The sequence below is a fragment of the Pseudonocardia petroleophila genome (genome assembly GCF_014235185.1).
In the GTDB taxonomy this organism is placed as follows: domain Bacteria; phylum Actinomycetota; class Actinomycetes; order Mycobacteriales; family Pseudonocardiaceae; genus Pseudonocardia; species Pseudonocardia petroleophila.
This window is the reverse complement of record NZ_CP060131.1, coordinates 1,514,399-1,535,305: the sequence shown is the minus strand read 5'-3', so window position 1 is coordinate 1,535,305 and position 20,907 is coordinate 1,514,399. Positions and strand designations below refer to the sequence as shown.

General features: G+C 70.1%; 16 protein-coding genes. 13 read left to right on the top strand and 3 right to left on the bottom strand.

Annotated features, from left to right (window positions below; translation table 11 throughout):
• Window positions 1-2: 2 nt before the first annotated feature.
• From H6H00_RS07700 to H6H00_RS07660, 9 genes are all read left to right on the top strand, one after another.
• Window positions 3-809 (top strand): HAD family hydrolase, encoded by an 807-nt coding sequence (locus H6H00_RS07700; protein ID WP_185720630.1) that lies wholly within the window; start codon window positions 3-5, stop codon window positions 807-809.
• Window positions 810-892: 83 nt separating this feature from the next.
• Window positions 893-1,417 (top strand): phosphatase PAP2 family protein, encoded by a 525-nt coding sequence (locus H6H00_RS07695; protein WP_379540047.1) that lies wholly within the window; start codon window positions 893-895, stop codon window positions 1,415-1,417.
• A complete protein-coding gene (locus tag H6H00_RS07690; protein ID WP_185720629.1) occupies window positions 1,414-2,334 on the top strand; it encodes a decaprenyl-phosphate phosphoribosyltransferase in 921 nt (306 codons plus the stop codon). Before H6H00_RS07695 ends, H6H00_RS07690 begins: the two co-directional genes overlap by 4 nt.
• Before the next feature lie 79 nt (window positions 2,335-2,413).
• Window positions 2,414-3,178: a glycosyltransferase family 2 protein gene (locus H6H00_RS07685; RefSeq protein ID WP_185720628.1), complete on the top strand. Its 765-nt coding sequence runs from the start codon at window positions 2,414-2,416 to the stop codon at window positions 3,176-3,178.
• Window positions 3,178-3,567, top strand: coding sequence for a DUF2304 domain-containing protein (locus H6H00_RS07680; RefSeq protein ID WP_185720627.1), 390 nt, complete (start codon window positions 3,178-3,180; stop codon window positions 3,565-3,567). The genes H6H00_RS07685 and H6H00_RS07680 overlap by 1 nt, the downstream gene beginning before the upstream one ends.
• 217 nt (window positions 3,568-3,784) lie before the next feature.
• Window positions 3,785-4,507 carry a class I SAM-dependent methyltransferase gene (locus H6H00_RS07675; RefSeq protein ID WP_185720626.1) on the top strand — a complete coding sequence of 241 codons (723 nt, stop codon included), beginning with the start codon at window positions 3,785-3,787 and terminating at the stop codon, window positions 4,505-4,507.
• Window positions 4,508-4,589: 82 nt separating this feature from the next.
• Complete coding sequence (locus H6H00_RS07670; RefSeq protein ID WP_185720625.1) at window positions 4,590-5,696, top strand: glycosyltransferase; 1,107 nt, start codon at window positions 4,590-4,592, stop codon at window positions 5,694-5,696.
• A gap of 25 nt (window positions 5,697-5,721) precedes the next feature.
• Window positions 5,722-6,477 (top strand): hypothetical protein, encoded by a 756-nt coding sequence (locus tag H6H00_RS07665; RefSeq protein ID WP_185720624.1) that lies wholly within the window; start codon window positions 5,722-5,724, stop codon window positions 6,475-6,477.
• A gap of 28 nt (window positions 6,478-6,505) precedes the next feature.
• Window positions 6,506-7,768, top strand: coding sequence for a polysaccharide biosynthesis protein (locus tag H6H00_RS07660; RefSeq protein WP_185720623.1), 1,263 nt, complete (start codon window positions 6,506-6,508; stop codon window positions 7,766-7,768).
• 182 nt (window positions 7,769-7,950) lie between these two features.
• On the opposite strand, the gene H6H00_RS07655 is transcribed toward H6H00_RS07660, so the two are convergent.
• On the bottom strand, window positions 7,951-9,939 hold the full coding sequence (locus H6H00_RS07655) for a DUF6541 family protein (protein WP_185720622.1): 1,989 nt from the start codon (window positions 9,937-9,939) through the stop codon (window positions 7,951-7,953).
• Window positions 9,940-10,144: 205 nt separating this feature from the next.
• On the opposite strand from H6H00_RS07655, the gene glf reads away from it, so the two are divergent.
• Together glf and H6H00_RS07645 are read left to right on the top strand one after the other, a co-directional pair.
• Window positions 10,145-11,335, top strand: a complete 1,191-nt coding sequence (gene glf, locus H6H00_RS07650) for a UDP-galactopyranose mutase (RefSeq protein WP_255425629.1) — start codon at window positions 10,145-10,147, stop codon at window positions 11,333-11,335.
• Window positions 11,336-11,433: 98 nt separating this feature from the next.
• A complete protein-coding gene (locus tag H6H00_RS07645) occupies window positions 11,434-13,419 on the top strand; it encodes a glycosyltransferase (RefSeq protein WP_255425628.1) in 1,986 nt (661 codons plus the stop codon).
• Between the two features lie 35 nt (window positions 13,420-13,454).
• Here the strand turns inward: H6H00_RS07645 and H6H00_RS07640 are convergent, their stop codons facing one another.
• Together H6H00_RS07640 and H6H00_RS07635 are read right to left on the bottom strand one after the other, a co-directional pair.
• Window positions 13,455-15,365: a glycosyltransferase gene (locus H6H00_RS07640; protein WP_185720620.1), complete on the bottom strand. Its 1,911-nt coding sequence runs from the start codon at window positions 15,363-15,365 to the stop codon at window positions 13,455-13,457.
• 47 nt (window positions 15,366-15,412) lie between these two features.
• A complete protein-coding gene (locus H6H00_RS07635; RefSeq protein WP_185720619.1) occupies window positions 15,413-18,316 on the bottom strand; it encodes an arabinosyltransferase domain-containing protein in 2,904 nt (967 codons plus the stop codon).
• A 117-nt stretch (window positions 18,317-18,433) separates the two neighbouring features.
• Between H6H00_RS07635 and H6H00_RS07630 the strand changes: the two genes are divergently transcribed.
• Window positions 18,434-20,179 carry an arabinofuranosyltransferase AftB family protein gene (locus H6H00_RS07630; RefSeq protein WP_255425627.1) on the top strand — a complete coding sequence of 582 codons (1,746 nt, stop codon included), beginning with the start codon at window positions 18,434-18,436 and terminating at the stop codon, window positions 20,177-20,179.
• A 17-nt stretch (window positions 20,180-20,196) separates the two neighbouring features.
• A complete protein-coding gene (locus H6H00_RS07625) occupies window positions 20,197-20,844 on the top strand; it encodes a nitroreductase family protein (RefSeq protein ID WP_221775822.1) in 648 nt (215 codons plus the stop codon).
• The last annotated feature ends 63 nt before the right edge of the window (window positions 20,845-20,907 follow it).

Here is a 20,907-nt window from a genome sequence, read left to right as displayed (position 1 = left end):
GAGTGCAGGCTCCCCGACTGGTCGCGACCGACGTCGACGGCACCCTCCTCGACCCCCACGACCAGGTCACCCACCGCACCGCCGCGGTGATCGGCCGGGCGGTCGCGGCGGGCGTCGGGTTCGTCCTCGTCACCGGGCGCCCGCCCCGGTGGATCCCGCCCGTCGTCGAGGCGGTCGGGGTGGGGCGCTACGCGGTGTGCGCCAACGGGGCGGTGCTCTACGACGCCCTCGAGGACCGGGTGGTGTGGTCGCAGACCCTCGACCCCGACGCCCTCGCCGCGCTCGCCCGCACCGTCGGGGAGGTGCTGCCCACCGGCGGCCTCGCGGTGGAGCGGGTCGGCACCGGCGCCCGCGGCACGGCCCCGTTCGTCGCCGAGCCCGCCTACCGGCACGCCTGGCCCGACTCCGACAACCACGTCACCGAGCGCTCGGCGCTGCTGTCCGCACCCGCCGTCAAGATGCTGGTGCGCTGCGCCGAGCTGAGCAGCGAGGCGATGGTGGCCGCACTCGCCCCGGTCGTCGGCGACACGGCCGACCTCACGTTCTCCCACCCCCGCGGCCTGGTCGAGATGTCCCCGCCGCGCGTCACCAAGGCGACGGGGCTGGCCGAGGTGGCCGGGCGGCTCGGCGTCGACGTGGGCGACGTCGTCGCGTTCGGGGACATGCCCAACGACCTGGAGATGCTGCGCTGGGCCGGGCACGGCGTGGCGATGGGCAACGCCCACCCGATCCTGCACGACGTGGCCGACGAGATCACCGCGAGCAACGCCGACGACGGTCTGGCGCTGGTGCTCGAACGGTGGTTCTGACGGGCGCGCGTAGGATCGCCGTCGCCCGAGCAACCCGATCGGCCGGCGCGCTCGACGCCGCCGGCGCCCTGGAGGCCCCCGTCGTGGCCCAGTCCGATGTCCGCGCCATCGAGGTGCGCGCGCTGAACGCCGTGCAGCGCACCGTCGGCGGCCCGCCGTCCGTGGTGCGGGTGGCCCGGGGGATGTCGCTGTTCGGTGAGCACGCCGCGGGCTGGCTGGCGCTCGGGGCCGCCGGCGCGGTGCTGGACCGTCCCCGCCGGCGGGAGTGGCTCGTCGCCACCGCCGGGGTGGCGTTCGCGCACGGTGCCTCGATCGGCGTCAAGCGCGTCGTGCGGCGCCCCCGGCCCGACGACCCGGCCGTCGAGGTGCGGGTGGGCACGCCGTCGAAGCTCAGCTTCCCGTCCGCCCACGCCACGTCGACCACCGCGGCCGCCGTGCTGTTCGGCGCCCTGCTGCACCGGCCGCTGGTCGCCGTGATCGTGCCGCCGATGGCGCTGTCGCGGCTCGTGCTCGGCGTCCACTACCCCAGCGACGTCGTCGCGGGCTCGCTGCTCGGCGCCGCCGTGGCCGCGGGCGCCCGTCGCATCTCCCGGAGGAGAACCCGATGACCAGCACCGACGTCCCGCCGACCACGGCGGAACCGACCCGTACGCCGGTCGGTGTGGCGCGCGGGGTGCTCAAGACGATGCGCCCCCGGCAGTGGGTGAAGAACGTCCTCGTGCTCGCGGCGCCTTTCGCGGCCGGCGACCTGCTGCAGCCCGGGATCGGCCTGCAGCTCGTCGTCGCGTTCGTCGCGTTCTCGCTGGCGGCGTCGGGGATCTACCTGGTCAACGACGCGAAGGACGTCGAGGCCGACCGCGTGCACCCGACGAAGCGCAACCGGCCCATCGCCGCGGGGATCGTCCCGCCGCGGCTGGCGGTCGCCGTCGCGGTGCTGCTGCTGGCCGCGGCCGTCGCGATCAGCCTGGTCGCGAGCTACCAGCTGGTCATCGTGCTGGCCGTCTACGTCGTGGTGCAGCTGGCCTACTGCTTCTGGCTCAAGCACCAGCCGGTCCTCGACATCTGCATCGTCGCCTCCGGGTTCCTGCTCCGCGCCATCGCGGGCGGCGCGGCCACCGGCATCGCCCTGTCGCAGTGGTTCCTGCTCGTCGCCGGGTTCGGCTCACTGTTCATGGTCGCCGGCAAGCGCTACGCCGAGATGATGCTGGCCGAGCGGACCGGCGCGAAGATCCGCAAGTCGCTGGAGAGCTACTCGGCGTCCTACCTGCGGTTCGTCTGGGGCCTCTCGGCGACCGTGCTGATCACGACCTACAGCCTGTGGGCGTTCGAGATCCGCGAGACGCAGCACAACCCCGTCTGGTCGGCGATCTCCATCGTCCCGTTCGTGGTGGCGGTGCTGCGGTACGCGGTGGACGTCGACAACGGCAACGGGGGCGAGCCCGAGGAGATCGCGCTGGGCGACCGGGTGCTGCAGGTGCTGGCGCTCGCCTGGATCGCCGCGCTCACGGTGGCGGTCTACGCGTGAATCCGCGCGCCGACGCAGGGTGGAGACTGCAGCGGGCTAGAGTGCGCGCCGTGCAGTTCCAGGGCAATGAGGTCACATCATGACCGTCGAGGGTGTCGAAGAACGCAACGCGTGCCGCGCCGACACCACGGGTACCGGCCAGCTGCTCATCGTGCTGCCGGCGCTCAACGAAGAGGATTCCGTCGGGCGAGTAATCCGCGAGGTGCGGCTGGCCTGCACCGACTACGACGTTCTTGTCGTTGACGACGGCTCAGTTGACGCCACAGCCGCTCGAGCGGCGGCGGCCGGGGCCGACGTCATGCGTCTGCCTTTCAACCTGGGCGTCGGAGGCGCCATGCGAGCCGCCTACCGGTACGCACGTGACCAGGGCTATTCATCCGTCGTCCAGGTCGACGCAGACGGTCAGCACGATCCTCGCGAGATTGCGCACCTGTTAGCGGTTGCAGGGGCCGACCTCGTCATCGGCGCCCGGTTCGCGGGCCGGGGCGAGTATGTCGTCCGTGGCCCGCGGCGCTGGGCCATGCGCCTACTGTCTTCAGTTCTCAGCCGTATCGTCGGCACCCGTCTGACGGACCCGACGTCCGGTTTCCGCCTCGTCCACGGCCGCGCGCTAGCCCTATTCGCTGAGCATTACCCCGAGGAGTACCTCGGCGACACGGTCGAGTCACTCGTTATAGCCCACCGGGCGGGAATGGTAGTCTCGCAGGTGCCGGTGACGATGCGGGCCCGGGAGACCGGGGTTGCCAGCCAGAATCCATTCCGCGCGGCGATGTACCTGTTCCGCGTCGTGATAGCGGTAGCGCTGGCCCTTGTCCGCCGGGCCCCGACGGCCGGGCGCGAGTGATGTCCGACCCGCGCCTGACGATCCTGTCTATCGGCGTGGCTGTGGCGGCGCTGCTTCTCGTCATCGAACTGCTACGCCGCCGCAGACTGCGAGAGAAGTACGCAGTCATTTGGGTGCTCATCTCCGTGGCCACGGTGATCGTCGCGGTCTTCCCTGCGTTGCTTCAGTGGACCTCCGACGTCATAGGCATCCGTACTCCGAGCAACCTGCTCTTCTTCGGCTCCGTTCTGACGCTGTTCGCTGTTTCGCTGCAGCTCTCCCGGGAGGTGGGGCTGCTCGAGGAGCAAAGCCGGACGCTGGCGGAGGAGGTCGGGGCCATCCGGCTCCGTCTCGAGAAGATCGAGTCAGTGGGAACGGATGCGCTGTCGGGCGACCCGGACGGACGCTGACCGTTTCGCCCGCTACGGTCGCAAGGTGCTACTCCGTAGACTAGAGACCGCTCTCCAGCGCCATCCGCGCACGATCACCCGCCTTCGTGATCTCCTAGAAGACAGCCCAGGCTTCGCCGCCGCGATCTGGAGACTGCGCTCGGCGCAGCGGGTACACCTCGACTACCCCGTGCGATCGGCGCCCCGCTATGGGCACGGCAAACCAGCGCACCCGAGGTTGCACGAGTTGATCAGTAGGACTAACGATGCGTATGCAGCTCTGCTCATCGCGGCGCTGGACTACCGCGAGGAGCTGGCGTCGATTCCGGCGATGCCCGGCGTCGGATCGTCGCTGACATCATGGCGGAACGGATGGCTTCCTCCGATTGACATGGTTGCGCATTACACGTTGATTCGTTCGGAGCGGCCCGCTCGCTATGTCGAGATTGGCTCCGGTGAGTCGACGAAACTGGCCCGCATGGCTGTGACGGACGGCGGTCTGCCCACCGAGATCATCTCAGTAGATCCCTTTCCGCGCGCGGAGGTGAATAATCTCTGCGATCGTGTGATTCGTAACCGGCTGGAAGACGCGGACCTAGCCGTCTTCTCGGACGTGCAACCCGGCGACATCGTGTTCTTCGACGGATCGCACCGGTCGTTCATGAACTCCGACGTTAGCGTCTTCTTCCTGGAGGTACTCCCGGAGCTCCCTCGTGGGCTGCTGATCGGTATCCACGACATCGATTTACCCTGGGACTACCGGCCTGAATGGGCGATCCGGTACTACAACGAGCAGTACCTGCTGGCTGTGCACCTGCTGGCGGCAATGCCGGAGATCGTGTTCCCGTCACGCCATGTCGCGGTGACGGAGGCGCTCGCCTCGATTCTGGACCCGTTGTGGGCCGATCCCCGTGTCCCGGACATGGAGCGCGTCGGCGGGGCGTTCTGGTTCCGCACGTGAGGGTGCGGAGAACCCGACGGCGGGTACCGCCTACGCCCGCTGCTAGCGTGCCGTCGGCCGCTGTCTGAGAATGCGAGAACCGGTGCCTCCGCTGAAGATCTTCGCCTGTACGAGCTACGGTCCGCATACCGCCCTGACTGGAGGACGGCTCCGTCGGGACAACGTCCTCGCCGCCCTCGTACGCCGCGGTCACACCATCGACCGGCTCGACGTCCCCGCCCGTCCGGGTGTCCGATCCGCTCTCGCCGCGGGACGGCTGGCGCTAACCAGCTCCTTCCGTGACCGCGCCCGCCGGGCCGACGTCGTACTCTTGGGAGACGTCTTCTGTTTGCCGATGATGCCCGTACTGCGGCAGATTGGCTGCAAGACAGTCGTCGACCTGGTCGACAGCCCGTACCGGCTGGTCGGCGCGGCACCGCGGGTAACCGTGGGTCAATGGGTCTCGGCGTCGGCCCAGGCGGCTCAGTTGCTGCCTGTCATGCAGGGGTTGCTCCCGATGGCCGACGGCGTCACCTACATCTCCGCCGAGGATCGCGATGTCGACGCTGCTCGCGTCTGCGCTCTTCCTCCAGCCCTCGTCGTGCCCAACGGAGTGCAGAGCGACCTGTTCGACGTCACGCTCACAACGCCGCCCGATGAGGGCTATCTAGCCTGGCTCGCCGACTGGACGTACGCGCCTAACCGTGAGTCCTACGCCTGGTTCGTTGACGAGGTGGCGCCGCTGCTGTCCGATGACGTACTGACCAAGGTCCGCACTTTCGGCGCAGGAGACCCTCGCCGCTCCCGCAACGGTGACGAGAACGGTCAGCGGGTACACCGGCTGGTAACTCACGCTGGGTTCGTGGACCCACTCTCCGCGGTCTACAACGGCGCACGCGGGATCGTGGCGCCTGTCGTCCGCGGTGCGGGCGTCAACAACAAGGTGCTCGAACCACTGGCCGTCGGCCGGCCGGTGGTGACGACGGCGGTAGGCACGAGGGGCCTGCCACCCACGATCACGGCGCACCTACGGGTCGGCGCAACCGGTGACGGATTCGCATCTGCGATGCTCGACCTGCTCGCGAAGCCCTTCGATGAGGCTGAGGCCTTCTCGGCGCGCACGGCGGTGGCATCCCTGAGCTGGGACACCGCGGGCGAGGCGATGGAGGGCGCGCTGCACGCCGCTCTTGCTGTCGCCAACCCCGTGTGACGACATAACTACTGGAGGAGCGCACGTGGGACGACGAACCGATGAGATCAAGATCGAGGTAGGCCGGGTGGTGAATCGGGCTCGAGTGATGACCAAGGACGAGGGTGTCGTTCCAACGGCCAAGTTCTTCGGGAAGCTCGTTGTGGAGCACCTCGAGTACCCGGTCATGCGCAAGCGCCGCGCGGACAAGCGGTTCACGCTGTTCGGCGAGGAGGTGCCGTTCGCGTACCACCTCTACAGCCAGACGTGGCGCAATGAGCGCAGTCTCGAGATCGCCGTGGCCCACAAGTTCCTTAAGCACCGCCCGACGGGTCGCATGCTGGAGCTCGGCAACGTACTTGGTCACTTCGGGTACGTCGGGCACGACGTCATCGACCGGTACGAGGATGTCGACGGCATCATCAATGAGGACATGATCGGCTGGCAGGCCGCCGAGCTGTACGACACGGTGGTGTCGATCTCGACGCTGGAGCACGTGCGGTTCGACGAGGAACTCCTGAAGGACCCGCGCGGGTCCTCCCTTGCGCTGGACAGCCTCAAGGCAACCGTCAAGCCGGGCGGCAGGCTGCTGGTGACAGTTCCGCTTGGGTACAACGGCGGCCTCGACGAGGATATCCGGAGCGGCCGGTTCTCTTTCGACCGTCAGGCTTACTACCGCCGTGTGTCCAAGGACAACGACTGGCGTGAGGTGTCGCAGGAGGAGGGTCTGAGCTGCCGCTATGCGTCGCAGTACGAGGCTGCGAACGCGATCCTCGTGGGCATCGACGGCCCGCATCCGTAGGGCACGGGAGGAGCCCTACAGTGCTGGTGTGCGTGCCATCGCTAGCGGGAGGCTGGGGACCGGCCTCCATCTAGGCGTCGGACTGGGGCTGGTCGCTCTGGCCGGCTACGTCTTCGTGGCGGTGGTGGGGCGGGTGTTCGCCGGTCCGGCCAACGCGGCTGAGCTGAGCGCGCTGACGTCGCTGTACCTGTTGGTCAACATCATCGGACCAGGGCTGTTTGCGGCGCTGGAGCCGGAGTTGAGCCGTGCCGTTAGTGCCCAGGTCGCTGCGGGTGAGCCTATCCGTCCAGTAGCGCGGCGGGTTGCCCTCATCGCTGTGGGCACGTTGGCAGCGCTTGCGCTGGTGCTCGCGCTCCTGTGGCCGGCGGTGCTCGACCAAGTGTTTGCCCAGCGGCCGTCATTGCTCGTAGCCCTGATGGTGGCTGCGGCTGGGGCTGCAGCTGTCTACTGGGCGCGCGGCCTGCTCAGCGGGCAGCAGCGTTTCGGGGCATATGGGTCGAGCCTGTACCTTGAGGGTGCCGCCCGGTTACTTCCGTGCGTGGTGCTGTTCCTGCTCGCAGTTCGAGAGCCCGCGGCATTTGGGTTTGCCTTCGCCGTTGGCGCCGGCGTCGCGGCGGTCGCTCTCGTGCCGTCGTTACGGTTGGGACCGTCTGGCGTCGGGGGCCCACCGGTCGGAACGATCGGCCGCGGTCTGTCGTTCCTTGTGACAGCCACTCTGCTGACTCAGCTCGTTGCCAACCTGGCCCCGGTCGTCGTCACATACCGGATGCCGGGCAATGCCATCACCGCGAGTGCGTTCGCGGTGAGCTTCGTCCTGGCCCGCATCCCGTTGATGCTCTTCGCCCCGATCCAGGCGGTACTGCTGCCGCACCTCACACGTGCAGCCGAACTCGGTCGGATAGACGTTGTACGGCACCGGATGCGCCAGGTACTGCTTGCGGTTGGGGCAGTTGGAATACCGAGCGTTGGTCTAGGTACGCTACTGGGCCCGTGGGGAGTGCGAACGCTCTTCGCGGTGGAAACTCCGCCGTCAAGGCTGGTCTTCGGACTGTTGGCGTTCTCGGCCGTGCTGATCATGGCGGCGCTGGTGCTGCAGCCCGCATTGGTCGCACTCCGCGAGCAGCGCACCGTGATGTTCGCCTGGACTGCCGGCGCAGTGGTCTTCTTGGCCGCGCTTCTCGCACCGATCGACCCTATCCAGGCCGCACTGGTCGGCCAGATCGCAGGACCAGCGGTAGTGCTCGGGGTCGCTGCGGCGCGACTTGCCCTGCTGCTCCCCAGTCGTCCGTAAGGAGGCTCAGATGGATCGGTGGAGCGGAGATCCCTGTCGCGGCCGGCAATACGCCGAATGATGCCGAAGATGCCGGTACAGGGCCGTTGGGCTGTGCGGCTCAGGATCTAGTTGTCGACGTGTTCTTGGACGGTGAACGGAGGCTAGGTGGCATCGATCGATTGCCCGACCGACCAGATCCGTTACCCCACTGAGGAGACCGGCGGCCGCCGGATCTCGTAGATTACCGCGTCACTATTCTCGAAGACTTGCTGCAGTGTCGTGACGGAATCGAGGTTCTGCATTCCGGGAACGTGGTCGGAAGCTGGTGCGATGAAGCCCTTGCAAAGAATAACGTAGCGGATCCCCAGATTATTAACTGCATTCTGAACCGTACGACTGGTGTCCAGCTCATTGAATGAACTAAACAAAACTCTCCGATTGCTTTCCATGATCGGAAGCTCGTTTCCGGCAATGACCGGGGTTGCGAACACTGGCTGAACGCCAGCTAGTGCCCACATCCAAGCTGATCCGTCGTACGGGTCGTTCATCACTAGGGCGCCATCAGGGTTCAACTGGGCGAGGACTTGGAAGGCGTCTGCTTCATCCTGACTAACCGTAGGGCCGTCTGCAAAAGCCTGAGAGAGGCGTGCGGTGTTCCGCTCCGCGTATAGGCCATCGGTGACTTGCACGAGGATTGCGAGTACGGCCAGTAGGGTTGCCGTAGAGATCGTTCGGACCCATCGCCGATCGGCGCTGCCGAGGGCAGTTCTCTGCACTCGGTGAATGGCCAGTGTGAGGAGGTCGCTCATGTTGACAACTCCGACGGCTGCAATCGGAATGGCGCATAGCGTCCATAGTCCAGCTAGACGCCATTTGTCGTTCCACCATGGTCGGGTGAGTAGTTCGACAACGGGCCCTTCATAGCTCGCAGCCAGCATGAAGAGGCTAGCGAAGGTGAGTCCGATGATGGCGAGCGGTGCTAGTTGTGGGCTACGACGAAGGAGTGCTAATCCGATGAGTACGAGCAGTGCTAGCCACCACTGAGGAAATTCTTGCGCATGGCTCATGAATAGAACTTGGCCGAGAGCATCGGCTGGGAGTAGCGTTGTGGGCCAATCGTATGCTGGTCCGGCCGCCACCGCCGCGGAGGCGAGGATCAGGGGGGCGCCGAGTGTGCCGGCAGCGATGACGGTCGCCCCGATGATTCGAAAGTCCGCAGATCTAGGCTTCCGTTCTAGCCAGGCCTGAGCTAAAAAGCCGCCGCCGATAAGTACGGCAGCGACTGCAACGCTGGGGTGCAATCCAATGATGCCAACCCCGGACAGGCCCAGTACCGCGGCTCGTATGTACGGGTTATTAGAGTTTACTTGAAGGAGGCGGACCCACAAGGCGGCAAAAGCAGGCAGGAGGGCCACCGCTGTAAGGAACGGAAGCAGGGTTCCCCAGGGCATCAGATCGTACGGAAACGCAGTGAATGCACATGAAAGAAGTGCTGCAGCTCCAGCTAGGGCCGGTCTGCCGCCGAGGGTACGAACGAGTGCCGCCATGCCGACCGCTATTAGTCCTGGCACCACAGCGAAGCTGACCTCTAGGGCGGTGGTCACCGAACGTTCACTAAACATCACGAACGCGGCTGTGACTAGATGGTAACCGTTCGGGTAGTAGTAGTTCGTCACAGCGGGTTCATTGAGCGCTCGTAACGCAGCGGGAGACGATTGACCCGTCTCCGCGATGAAATACGTGGCATTTCCGTGAAACACTGCGTCCCAGATCTGGGGGATTGCCGTGAAGTTCCGCGTAGCGCTGATAGTTACAAGTGTGCCGACGGTCGTAGCAATCGCAACTGCCGCTGAGACTCCAACATGTTCAGCGATCGCCCAAGTCTCGGTGGCCCGCTCATCGGTCCTGGCTTGGGGGCGTACTCGGCCGGAGACGAGTCGGGTACATGCTGCGATGGAGGCGAGAATTATGGTACAGGCCGCCAACGTTAGTGGACTCCAAAGAACTCCAACGAGCGGGAGGGTGGGACCCGCCACGCCAGCTAGTCCGTAGGTGAGGAGCGGACTAATTGCCACCAGAAGCCAGCCTCTAAGTCCTGCCGCCGCACCTATTAAGAATCCGGGCCCCATGCAGAGCATTAAGTAACTGGCAATCGCAAGAACTGACGAACTGGGGACGAGTTCGGGCATTTCGACTCCTTGCGGCCGATCTCGGATCCAGGGGTCGACCGCCTCCGGTCGCCAGCGACGCCGGACCGCGTCCCCTGCCGAACCGGAGACTAGCGGTGCGCAATCAGTTGCCAGCAGTGGCGTCGTGCTGTTTGACGAAGGATCGTGATAACAGGTACTGCACCTCGCGGGTCGCGCTTCAGGACCCGCCGCTACCGTGGGCACCGTGAGCTATGCGGACTACGACCTCGTGATCGTCGGCTCGGGCTTCTTCGGCCTCACCATCGCCGAACGGGTGGCCGAGGAGCTGGACAAGCGGGTGCTGGTGCTGGAGCGGCGCTCGCACCTGGGCGGCAACGCCTACTCCGAGCGGGAGCCGGAGACCGGCATCGAGGTCCACCGCTACGGCGCGCACCTGTTCCACACCTCGAACGCGCGGGTGTGGGAGTACTGCAACCGCTTCACCGCCTTCACCGGCTACCAGCACCGCGTCTTCGCGAAGGTGGCCGACCAGGTCTACGCGTTCCCGATGAACCTGGCGCTGATCAACCAATTCTTCGGGAGGTCGCACACCCCCACCGAGGCCCGCGCCCTGATCGCCGAGCAGGCCGGCGAGATCGACACGAAGGACGCGAAGAACCTCGAGGAGAAGGGCATCTCGCTGGTCGGGCGCCCGCTCTACGAGGCGTTCGTCAAGGGCTACACCGCCAAGCAGTGGCAGACCGACCCGACCAAGCTCGACGCGTCGATCATCTCCCGGCTCCCGGTGCGCTACACGTTCGACAACCGCTACTTCAACGACACCTTCGAGGGCCTGCCCGTCGACGGGTACACCGCGTGGCTGACGAGGATGGCCGACCACCCGAACATCGAGGTGCGCACCGACGTCGACTACTTCGACGTCCGCGACCAGATCCCGGCCGGTACGCCCACGGTCTACACCGGTCCGCTCGACGCCTACTTCGGCAACTCCGAGGGCGCACTGTCGTGGCGCACGCTGGACTTCGAGCAGGAGATCGTCGACACCCCCGACTTCCAGGGCGCGCCGGTGATCAACTACAACGACGAGGACGTGCCCTACACCCGGATCCTCGAGTTCCGGCACTTCCACCCCGAGCGGCAGTACGCGAGCGACAAGACGGTCATCGTCCGCGAGTTCTCCCGCTTCGCCGAGCCCGGTGACGAGCCCTACTACCCGGTCAACACCCCCGACGACCGCGCCAAGCTGCTGCGCTACCGCGAGCTCGCACGCAAGGAGACCGCGAACGCCAACGTGCTGTTCGGCGGGCGCCTGGGCACCTACCAGTACCTCGACATGCACATGGCCATCGGCTCGGCGCTGAGCATGTTCGACAACCGCATCGCCCCGTACTTCACCGAGGGCAAGGCGCTGGCCGGCACCGAGTCCGAGGACTGACCCGGGTCGGCGCGCACGCACTGACGGGTGGTCCCGCTCACGTCGCTACCCTCGGTGGCAGTACGCGCACACCCCCGAGCAACCGCGAGGACGACGCTGTGACGACCACCGCCGCCACGACCACCGCCGCCGCAGCATCGGGGGCGACGACCTCCGACGGGCTGCTGCAGCGGGTGATCCTGCCGCGCTCCGGTGACCCGATCGCCGTCCGCTCCCTCTACGTCGACGAGCGCACCGGCCTCCGCCTGACGACCCCGCCCCCGCTGCCGGGCTCGCCCCTGCGCGAGGTCACCCTCGTCGGCACGGCCGCCACGTCCCGCCGCCTGCGGGTCGTCTCGCGCACCTCCGCGCTGGTCCCCGAGCAGAGCGAGGTGTCGTTCGGGGCGTACTTCAACGCGTTCGCGGCGGGCTACTGGCGGCACTGGTCGAGCCTGACCGAGGTGCACCTGCGGCTGTCGCTGTCCGGCTCCGGGCGCGTCGACGTCTACCGCAGCAAGGCCGACGGCTCGCAGATCTTCGTCGGCGGCCAGGTCGTCGACGGCCGGCTCGACCTCGACATGCCGCTCGACCTGCGCCCCTTCGAGGACGGCGGCTGGTACTGGTTCGACCTCACCACCGACTCCGGCGAGCTCACGCTGAGCGAGGGCGGCTGGTACGCCGCCGAGGAGTCGGAGACGCGCGCCGCCGTCACGATCGGGATGCCGACGTTCAACCGGCCCGCCGACTGCGTCGCCACGCTGACCGCGATCGCCGAGGACCCCGCGGTGCTCGACGCCGTCGTCGCGGTGATCATCCCCGACCAGGGCACGAAGAAGGTCCGCGACGAGGCCGGGTTCGACGCCGTCGCGGCGAGGCTCGGCGACAAGCTGCGGATCATCGACCAGCCCAACCTCGGCGGCTCCGGCGGCTACGCCCGGATCATGTACGAGGCGCTCGGCAGCACCGACTGCGAGCAGATCCTCTACATGGACGACGACATCCTGCTCGAGCCCGACTCCGTGCTCCGCGCGGTCGCGTTCTCCCGCTACAGCCGCGAGCCGATGCTGGTCGGCGGGCAGATGCTGTCGCTGCAGGCGCGCTCGCAGCTGTCCACGATGGGCGAGGTCGTCGACCGCAACGCCTTCCTGTGGCGCAACGCCCCCGGCACCGAACCGCACCACGACCTCGCCGAGAAGACGCTGCGGCAGACGCCGTGGCTGCACCGGCGCACCGACGTCGACTACAACGCCTGGTGGATGTGCCTGATCCCGCGCGCCGTCGCCGAGGACCTGGGCCTGCCGCTGCCGCTGTTCATCAAGTGGGACGACGCCGAGTACGGCCTGCGCGCGCGCTCGAAGGGCTACCGGACCGCGACCGTGCCCGGCATCGCGATCTGGCACATGTCGTTCCTGGAGAAGGACGACACCAGCGACTGGCAGGCCTACTTCCACTACCGCAACCGGTACGTCGCCGCCGCGCTGCACGGGCCCGACAACCCGCGCGCGCTGCTCGTCGACACCGTCAAGCGCTCGCTGCGGCACCTGATGCTCATGGAGTACTCGGCGATGGCCCTGCAGGAGATGGCGCTGCGCGACTTCCTCGCCGGGCCCGAGCAGCTCTTCCCGAAGCTGCCGGTCGTGCTGGGCGAGATCCGGGCGAAGCGCGCCGAGTTCGACGACGGCCGCCCGCTCGACTCGGCCACCCAGGTCCCGCTCTCCGACCTCGACGCCCTGGCCGCGCAGGCGTTCCCGGAGCCGCCGACCAAGAAGTTCGCCATCGCCAAGGGCCTCGCGAAGAGCGTGCTGCACAACCTGCGCCCGGTCGACCCGGCGCACCACGTCGTGCCGCAGCGCAACGTGCCGTCGAAGCAGGCGCAGTGGTTCGTGCTCTCCCGGCTGGACTCGGCCACCGTCTCCACCCCGGACGGCCGCGGCGTCACCTTCCGCCGTCGCGACCCCGCGCTGTTCAAGGCGATGATGAAGCAGTCGGTGGCGCAGGTGCGCGAGGTCGCGCGGGTGTGGCCGGAGCTGCGGCAGCGCTACCGCGACGCCCTGCCCGAGCTCACCAGCCGTGAGGCGTGGGGTCGGAACGTCTTCGAGAGGTGAGGGGGGCGCGGGCGCCGTTCGGCGCCCGCGCCGTCCTACTCGTCCACGCCGTAGAGCCGGGCCCAGTTCGCCCGGCTCGTGAGCTGCGGCATGGCGTCGCGGTACAGCTGGGCCGCGGCCGGCCCCTCGGCCAGCACCCGGCGCAGCAGCCGCGCCCCGCGCTTGGTCAGCTCCAGGACCTTCGCCCGGTCGCGGGTGCGGATGCGGTAGCCCGTCTCGCCCATGTCGGCGACGATCGCGCGCTCGAAGTTGGAGACGTGCCACCAGTGCGCGTCACCGGCCGGGACGAACCCGGTGCGGTGCGGGGCCCGGTTCGCGGCCAGGTACACCGCGCGCTTGAGCCACGTGAGCCGCTCCTTCGACGGGATCCCGGGGTTGCGCACGACCTGGGCGTCGCGGAAGTCGGGGGCGTCGCGGGCGAGGTCGGTGATCGGGTGCACCACCGTCTCCGGGTACGCGGAGCGGATCCGCCGGATCTCCGCGGCGGCGGCGGCGGAGCCGTCGCGCAGGATGTCGGGCCCGTCCAGGAAGTCCTCGACGGCCGTCAGCAGCGTGACGGCGAGGCCGTAGTGCATCGCCACCAGGTTCTGGGCGAGGATCTGGCCGAGCCGGCGCACGATCCGCTTCGTGGAGAACGGGGTGTGCAGGGCCGCGGTGATCAGGCCGTTGCGCAGGTTGAAGTACCGGTGCCACTCGTCCCAGTCCTTCCACCCGAAGTCGGCGTGCCACACGCCGGCGCCGGGCAGCGCGACCGTCGGGAACCCGTGGGCGCGGGCGCGGTAGCCGAACTCGATGTCGTCCCACTGGAAGAACAGCGGCAGCGGGTAGCCGATCTCGCGGACGATCGCGGCCGGGATCAGGCACGACCACCAGCCGTTGTACTCGGTGTCGACGCGCCGCTCCTGGTTGATCGGCAGGTCGCGTTCGTCGAGTCCGAGCAGGTTGGCCTCCTGCAGCGAACCGGTGACGGGCATGCCGACGGTGAGGATCTCCGGGTCGGCGTACTCGGCGGCGATGTGCAGGTGGGTGGGGTGCAGCAGGTTGAGCATCTGCCCGCCGACGATCGTCGGGTGCGTGGTGGACGCCGCGAACGACGTGAGCCGCACCAGGATCTCCGGCTCCAGCAGCACGTCGTCGTCCATCAGCAGGACGTCGGACTGCTCGTCGGGAGCGCCGGCGGTGGCGTCGAACAGGCCGCGGGTGAAGCCGCCCGCCCCGCCCAGGTTGGGCTGGCGGACGTAGCGCAGCTGCGCGCCGAGCGCGGCGGACACGGTGGCGAACCGCTCGCGCGACTCCAGCGGGTCGGTGCCCTGGTCGACGACCTGGACGACGCCGACGCATCCGAGCGCGCGGGGGTCGTCGGCGAGGGCCTGCAGGGTGTTGAGGCAGTCCTCGACGCGGTTGAACGTGCAGATGGTGACGTCGGTGCGCGGCATCCGCGCGGGTCGCGGCACGCTCCACTCGACGCCCGACACCGTCATCTCGCCGGTCTCGGTGGACAGCTGCAGGTAGAGCCCGCCGCCGTCGAGGAAGCGGTCGATCTGCGCGGTGAGCGTGACGACCTGCTCCCGCGCGTCCTCGACGTCCTGCACCGCGACGATGCGCCACACCTTGTTGGTGTCGGAGGCGAGGACGCGGACGCGGCCGGTGCCCGAGACGGTGAGCGCCACCTCGATCTCGGAGACGGCGGTCCAGCGCTGCCAGTAGGTGGCGTGCACGCGGCCGAAGTAGGTGTTGGTGCTGACGCGGGTGGCCGGGGCCAGGTGCACGCGGTCGCGCTCACGCCGGGCGGCGCCCGCCTCGACGACGGAGTAGAGGTCCTCCGGCACGAGGCCCGACGGGCCGAAGAACAGCCCCCGCTGGGCGAGGATCCGTCCGGTGACCGGCGCGGTCGGTTCGGGGGCGGACGCGACGGCGCTGTCGGTGCGGTCCGGGGTGGTGAGCATGGGGAAGGGTCGTCCTCCGGTCGGGCTCGGTGTCTCGGGTCATTGTGTCAGCCGACCGGATCGAGCCCCGGCACCCGCGCCCGTCCGGTTCGTCCCCACCCGGGCACGGTCTCGGAGGTGACGGTGGGTGTGGCTCTGACCAGCGGCTCCGTCGGGTCCCAGCGGACGACCCGCGCCGCGTCGCGGATCGGGTCGCCGTCGAGGTAGGTCGCCATGGTGCGCTCGGTGACGAGCAGCCGGGGCGCGGCGAAGGGGCCGCCGAAACCCGGTGCGTAGGTGATCGCCGCGGCGTCGTCCTCGGCGGGCGGGGCGACCCGCCACGCCGCGAGGCCCGCGGCCCCGTCGCGGATCGGCTCGGGATCGAGGCACGGGAAGAGGAACGCGACCGGCCAGTCGAGGATGGCGGTGCTCCCGGGCGGCAGGAGGTCGGTCATCCGGGTCAGCCGGGGCGCGCGCGGCAGCGTCACCATCGCGTGCGGGCCGGCCGTGGTCGCGCCCGCGACGACGAGCCGCACCGACTCGGCTCCCGCGGGCGCGATCTGCCGGACGTCGCCGGTGCCGAGCGGGCGCACCTCCAGCACCGCGCCCCCGGCGTCGCCGAACTCCATGCGGAGCACGTCACCGGGGCGCAGCGTGCCGGACGTGGTGACGACGACGGGCAGGGTCCCGGCGCGCTGCTCCGGGTCCAGCGCGAACCAGGCCGTCGTGGACGAGCCGGCCACCGCGATGCCGCGGACCAGCGCGCCGCCGACGTCGACCGGGCGCTCCCCGCGCACGGCCGGGACGGTCCGGGCGGGGAGCAGCCCCGCAGCCGGGTCGGTCTCCACCGACAGGCGCTCCTGCAGCCCGCAGGGTGCACCGCCCACCGTGGACACGGCGTCGGAGGCGAGGGTGTAGCTGTCGCGGTGCCCGACGGCCGTGCGCGCCAGGCTGAGCACCTGCAGAGCGAGGACGGTCACCAGCACCAGTGCGAGGACCGGCACCGGGCCGGGCACCCGCAGCGGTACGCCCGGATCCGGCCGGCCCGCTGCCCGTGCCGCGGCGCTGCGGGCGGCGAGCACCGCGACGACGGCGAGCCCGGCCAGCACCAGGACCGTGGCCACGGCCACGCCCGCCACCTGCGGCGGCAGCGTCGAGAACGTCGGGGCGAACCACCCCGAGGCGGAGGGCCACGCGTTGTACCCGGCGAGCACCACGGACCCGACCGCTGTGGCGGCGGCCAATGCGGCGGTGAACGCGGCCGGACGCCTCCGCAGCGCACCCGACCGCCACGCCACCGCGCCCGCCACCAGCACCGCCGCGCCGATCCCGCCGAGGTCGCCGAAGTGCTGCGTCCACTTCGTCGGCGACGCGGTCATGACGGCGAGCGACAGCAGCACCGACGCGGCGAGCCGGAACGCCGGTCCGCCGGCCAGCCCGCTCCGGCCGCGGCGCAGTGCCACCAGGACGCCCACGGCGGCCAGCACGGAGACCAGCAGCGCCGCCCGCCGTCCGATCCCGCCCTGGAACCCGCCGGGTTCGAGCAGCAGCGCGTAGCGCTCGTACTCCTGGTACCACTCGACACCGCCGCCGATCAGCTGCCGCACCCGCGTGGCCTCCAGGACCGCGGCGAGGCTCTGGTCGGACACCATCAGCAGCACCGCCGACGCCGGGGCGGCCAGCGCGACGACGACCAGGGGCCACCGGTGCAGGTCGGTGCGCGCGCGCACCAGGCGGATCAGGGGGACGGCCGCGGCGAGGAACGGGGTGAAGGCGACGATCCCGCCCGGTGTCAGCGCCGTGGTCGCCCCGGCCAGGACCAGCCCGACGGCGAGCGGGAGGAGGCGCCGGGTCGCGACCGCGCGCTCCACGGTGAGCAGCACGCCCATCAGGCCCAGCGCCACCCACGGCTCCGGCCGCAACCCCAGCTGGTACGGCACCCACCAGGTGCCGAACGCGAGCGCGGCGAGCCAGGGCAGCTGCGCCGCGCGGCCCAGCCGGGGGAGCAGGGCCCGGGACAGCAGGAGCCACGTGAGCAGTCCCAGCAGCGTGGCGGGCAGGCGCATCCACAGCGTCGAGGCGGAGACGAGCGACCACAGGTGCGACAGGTCGTAGAACCAGCTGAACGGGGCCTCGGGCGCGTTGAGCCAGCGGTAGACGTTGCCCACGAACCCGTTGCTGCCGCGGCTGCGCACGATCCCGCTGATGTAGCCGTCGTCCACGGTGACGGCCCCGACCACCCACCACGCGCCGAGCAGCGCCGTCACGGCCGCGTCGACGGGGCGGGGGACCCACCAGCGGCGGGGGAGCAGCCGGACGCGGGTGGGCCCGTCCGCGCGGGCCAGCGCGGCGAGCATCCCGAGCAGCGCCAGGACCCCGACCGCGGCGATGCCGGCCTTGAGCGGGGAGATCGTGGTCTCGAAGCGGGTGTCGGCGGTCAGCGTGAGCGCGACGCCGCCACCGGCATCGGAGAACGCCCCCGCGACGGACGGGCGCACGTCGCCCTCGCGGGTGAGGACCGGCTCCCCGTCGACGAGCACCTCGGTGCGTGCGGGGTCCGACGTCAGCACGATCGCGCAGGGCCGGTCGGGAAGCGGTACGGCGCCGAGGTCCGACCCGGCGCTCGCGACGGACAGCCGCCCGTCCGCCGAGCCCAGGCGCAGACCGGAGAGCGGTTCGGCGGCAGGGTCGGGCCGCAGCGGCACGGTCGAGAGCAGCACACCACCGCGTCGGACCGCGTCGCAGCTCGTCGTGACGGTGAGGGCGACCGGCTCGTAGGGCATCAGCGGGATGGCCGCGGGGCCGTCGCTCGCGGTCCAGGAGTACTCGACGCGCGACTGCTGCACCGGAGCGAACGGGAACGCGACCGCGGCGAGGAGCGCGACCAGGCCCAGTACCAGCACCGATCGCGCTCGGGAGTCGGCAGGGGTGTGCGGCGCCTGCGGGGCCGCCGACCGCGCGGGCGAGAGCACGGCGTCACCCTAGGCGGGCGCGACGCCGCTCCGTCGACCGCCCGGGTGACCCACCACCGGGCGCGCGGGCACCGCCGGGGACGATGGTCCGGACCCGGACCGGCCCCAGTCAGTGAGGTGGCGACCATCAGCGCGACCGTCGAGGCGGAGCCCGCGGGCTCGCCCACGCCCAGCCCCCCGCGGCCGCGCACGGCCACCGCCACCACCGTCGGGTTCGCGGTGGTGCTGGTCGGCTTCGCCGTGATGATCTGGCACCGTCGCTGGATGAGCGACGACGGGCTCATCGTGCTGCGCACGGTCCGCCAGCTCCTGGCCGGGGCCGGGCCGGTCTTCAACCAGGGCGAACGCGTCGAGGCCAACACCTCCACGCTGTGGACCTACCTGCTCGCGCTGCCCGGCCTGGCCGGGGTGTCGCTCAACTGGGCGGCCGTGGCGCTCGGGCTCGTGTGCTCGGTGGCCGGGGTCGGGTTCGCCCTCGACGCGGCGCGGCGGCTGTTCGGGGGCGCGCGGTGGATGGCCCCGTTCGGGGCGCTGGTGGTCGTCGCGCTCCCCCCGTTCTGGGACTTCGGCACCTCCGGGTTGGAGACCGGGCTGATCGTGGGCTGGCTGGGACTCACCTGGTGGCTCCTGGTCGGCCGGCTGGAGGCGCACCGCTCGGGTGGTGGTGGCCGGGCCTGGCCCGTCGCGTCCGTGCTGGGCCTGGCCCCGCTCGTGCGGCCCGACCTCGCGCTGTTCGGGCTCGCCGCGGCGGCCGCGCTCGTCGTGCTGGAGCGCGGCCGCGGGTGGCGGCGGATCGCGGGGCTGGCGGCCGTCGCCGCGGCGCTGCCGCTGGCCTACGAGGTCTTCCGGGCGGGGTACTACGGGCTGCTCGTGCCCGGTACGGCGCTGGCCAAGGAGGCGAGCACGTCGCGCTGGCGCCAGGGCTACCACTACCTGCGCGACCTGACCGACACCTACTGGCTCGTGGTCCCCGTGCTGATCGGCCTCGTCGCCGCGGTGCTGCTGCTGGTCCGGCTGCGCCGCACGGCCACCGTGGCGACGGCTGTCGTCGTCGCGGTGCCGTGGGTGTCGTCCGCACTGCTCGCCACGTACGTGACGCGGGTGGGGGGCGACTTCATGCACGGACGGATGCTGCTGCCCGCCCTGTTCTGCCTGACCCTGCCGCTGGCGGCGGTGCCGTTCACCCGGCGCACCGCCGTCCCGGTGCTCGCCATGGCGGCGTGGGCCGCGACGTCCCTGCTCGCCCTGCGGCCCGCGTACGACACCCTGGGACCGAACTGGATCGCGAACGAGCGCCTCTACTACGTCGTGATCGTCGACCGGCCGAACCCGATCGTCGCCGAGGACTTCGTCGACCACCCCGTCGCCCCGGAGGGCGTGGCCGAGCTCGCCGGTGCGCCGGGGCCCTCGCTGGCCCTGCCCGGCCCCGGCCCCGACGGACTGCGCTGGTGGCTGTTCCCCACGCCGGACCGACCGAGCACCATCACCTGGCTCAACCTGGGTGTCACCGGGGAGCTGGCGCCGCTGGACACCCGCGTCCTCGACGGGGTCGGCCTGACCCACCCGCTCGCCACCCACGCGACGTCGGTGCCCGACGGGCGGATCGGGCACGACAAGGACCTGCCGCCCGAGTGGTTCGTCGCCGACTCAGGCACGACGGAGACCGGTTTCGTCGACCCGGCCGGCATCGCGGCCGCGCGGGCGGCCCTCGCGTGCCCGGCCACGCAGGAGCTCCTGGCGTCCTACCGGGACCCGCTGACCCTGGACCGGTTCGTGCGCAACGTCACCGGGGCACTGGAGCGCACGTCCTACCGCTACGACCGAGACCCCCGCGTCGCGGCGCAGTGCCTCCCCGTCGAGTGACGTGCATGATCGGGAGCATGACCCTCGACCTCGCCCCCGACGAACTGCTCTCCACCACCCGCTCAGTCCGCAAGCGCCTCGACCTGGACCGCCCCGTGCCGCCGGAGCTGATCCGGGAGAGCCTGGAGGTCGCGCTGCAGGCACCCACCGGCAGCAACGCCCAGGGCTGGCACTGGATGGTCGTCACCGACCCCGAGCTGCGGGCGGGCATCGGCGGCTACTACGCCCGGGCCTTCGACGCCTACCGCAACTCGCCGCTCTACGCGGGGCGGGCCGGGACCGACCACACCGAGGAGCGGAAGGCCGTCCAGGAGCGGGTGACGTCGTCGGCGGAGTACCTGGCGGAGGTGATGGGGCGGGTGCCCGTCCACGTCATCGCCTGCATCACGGCGGGGGAGGAGCTGCCCGGCGGCAACCAGGCCGGGCTGTGGGGCTCGTTGCTGCCCGCGGCCTGGAGCTTCCAGATCGCCGCGCGGGCCCGCGGGCTCGGCAGCGCCTGGACGACGCTGCACCTGCGCTACGAGAAGGAGATCTCCGAGCTGCTCGGCATCCCGTCCGACGTTCGCCAGGGCGTGCTGCTCCCTACGGCCTACTTCACGGGCGAGACGTTCCGCCCCGCGAAGCGGGAGCCGCTCGACCGGGTGCTGCACCTCGACCGCTGGTAGCCCAGCGTGACCACGGCCGGCGCGGGCGCCTCGTCCCCGACCGGCTGACGGTCACCCGGTCGT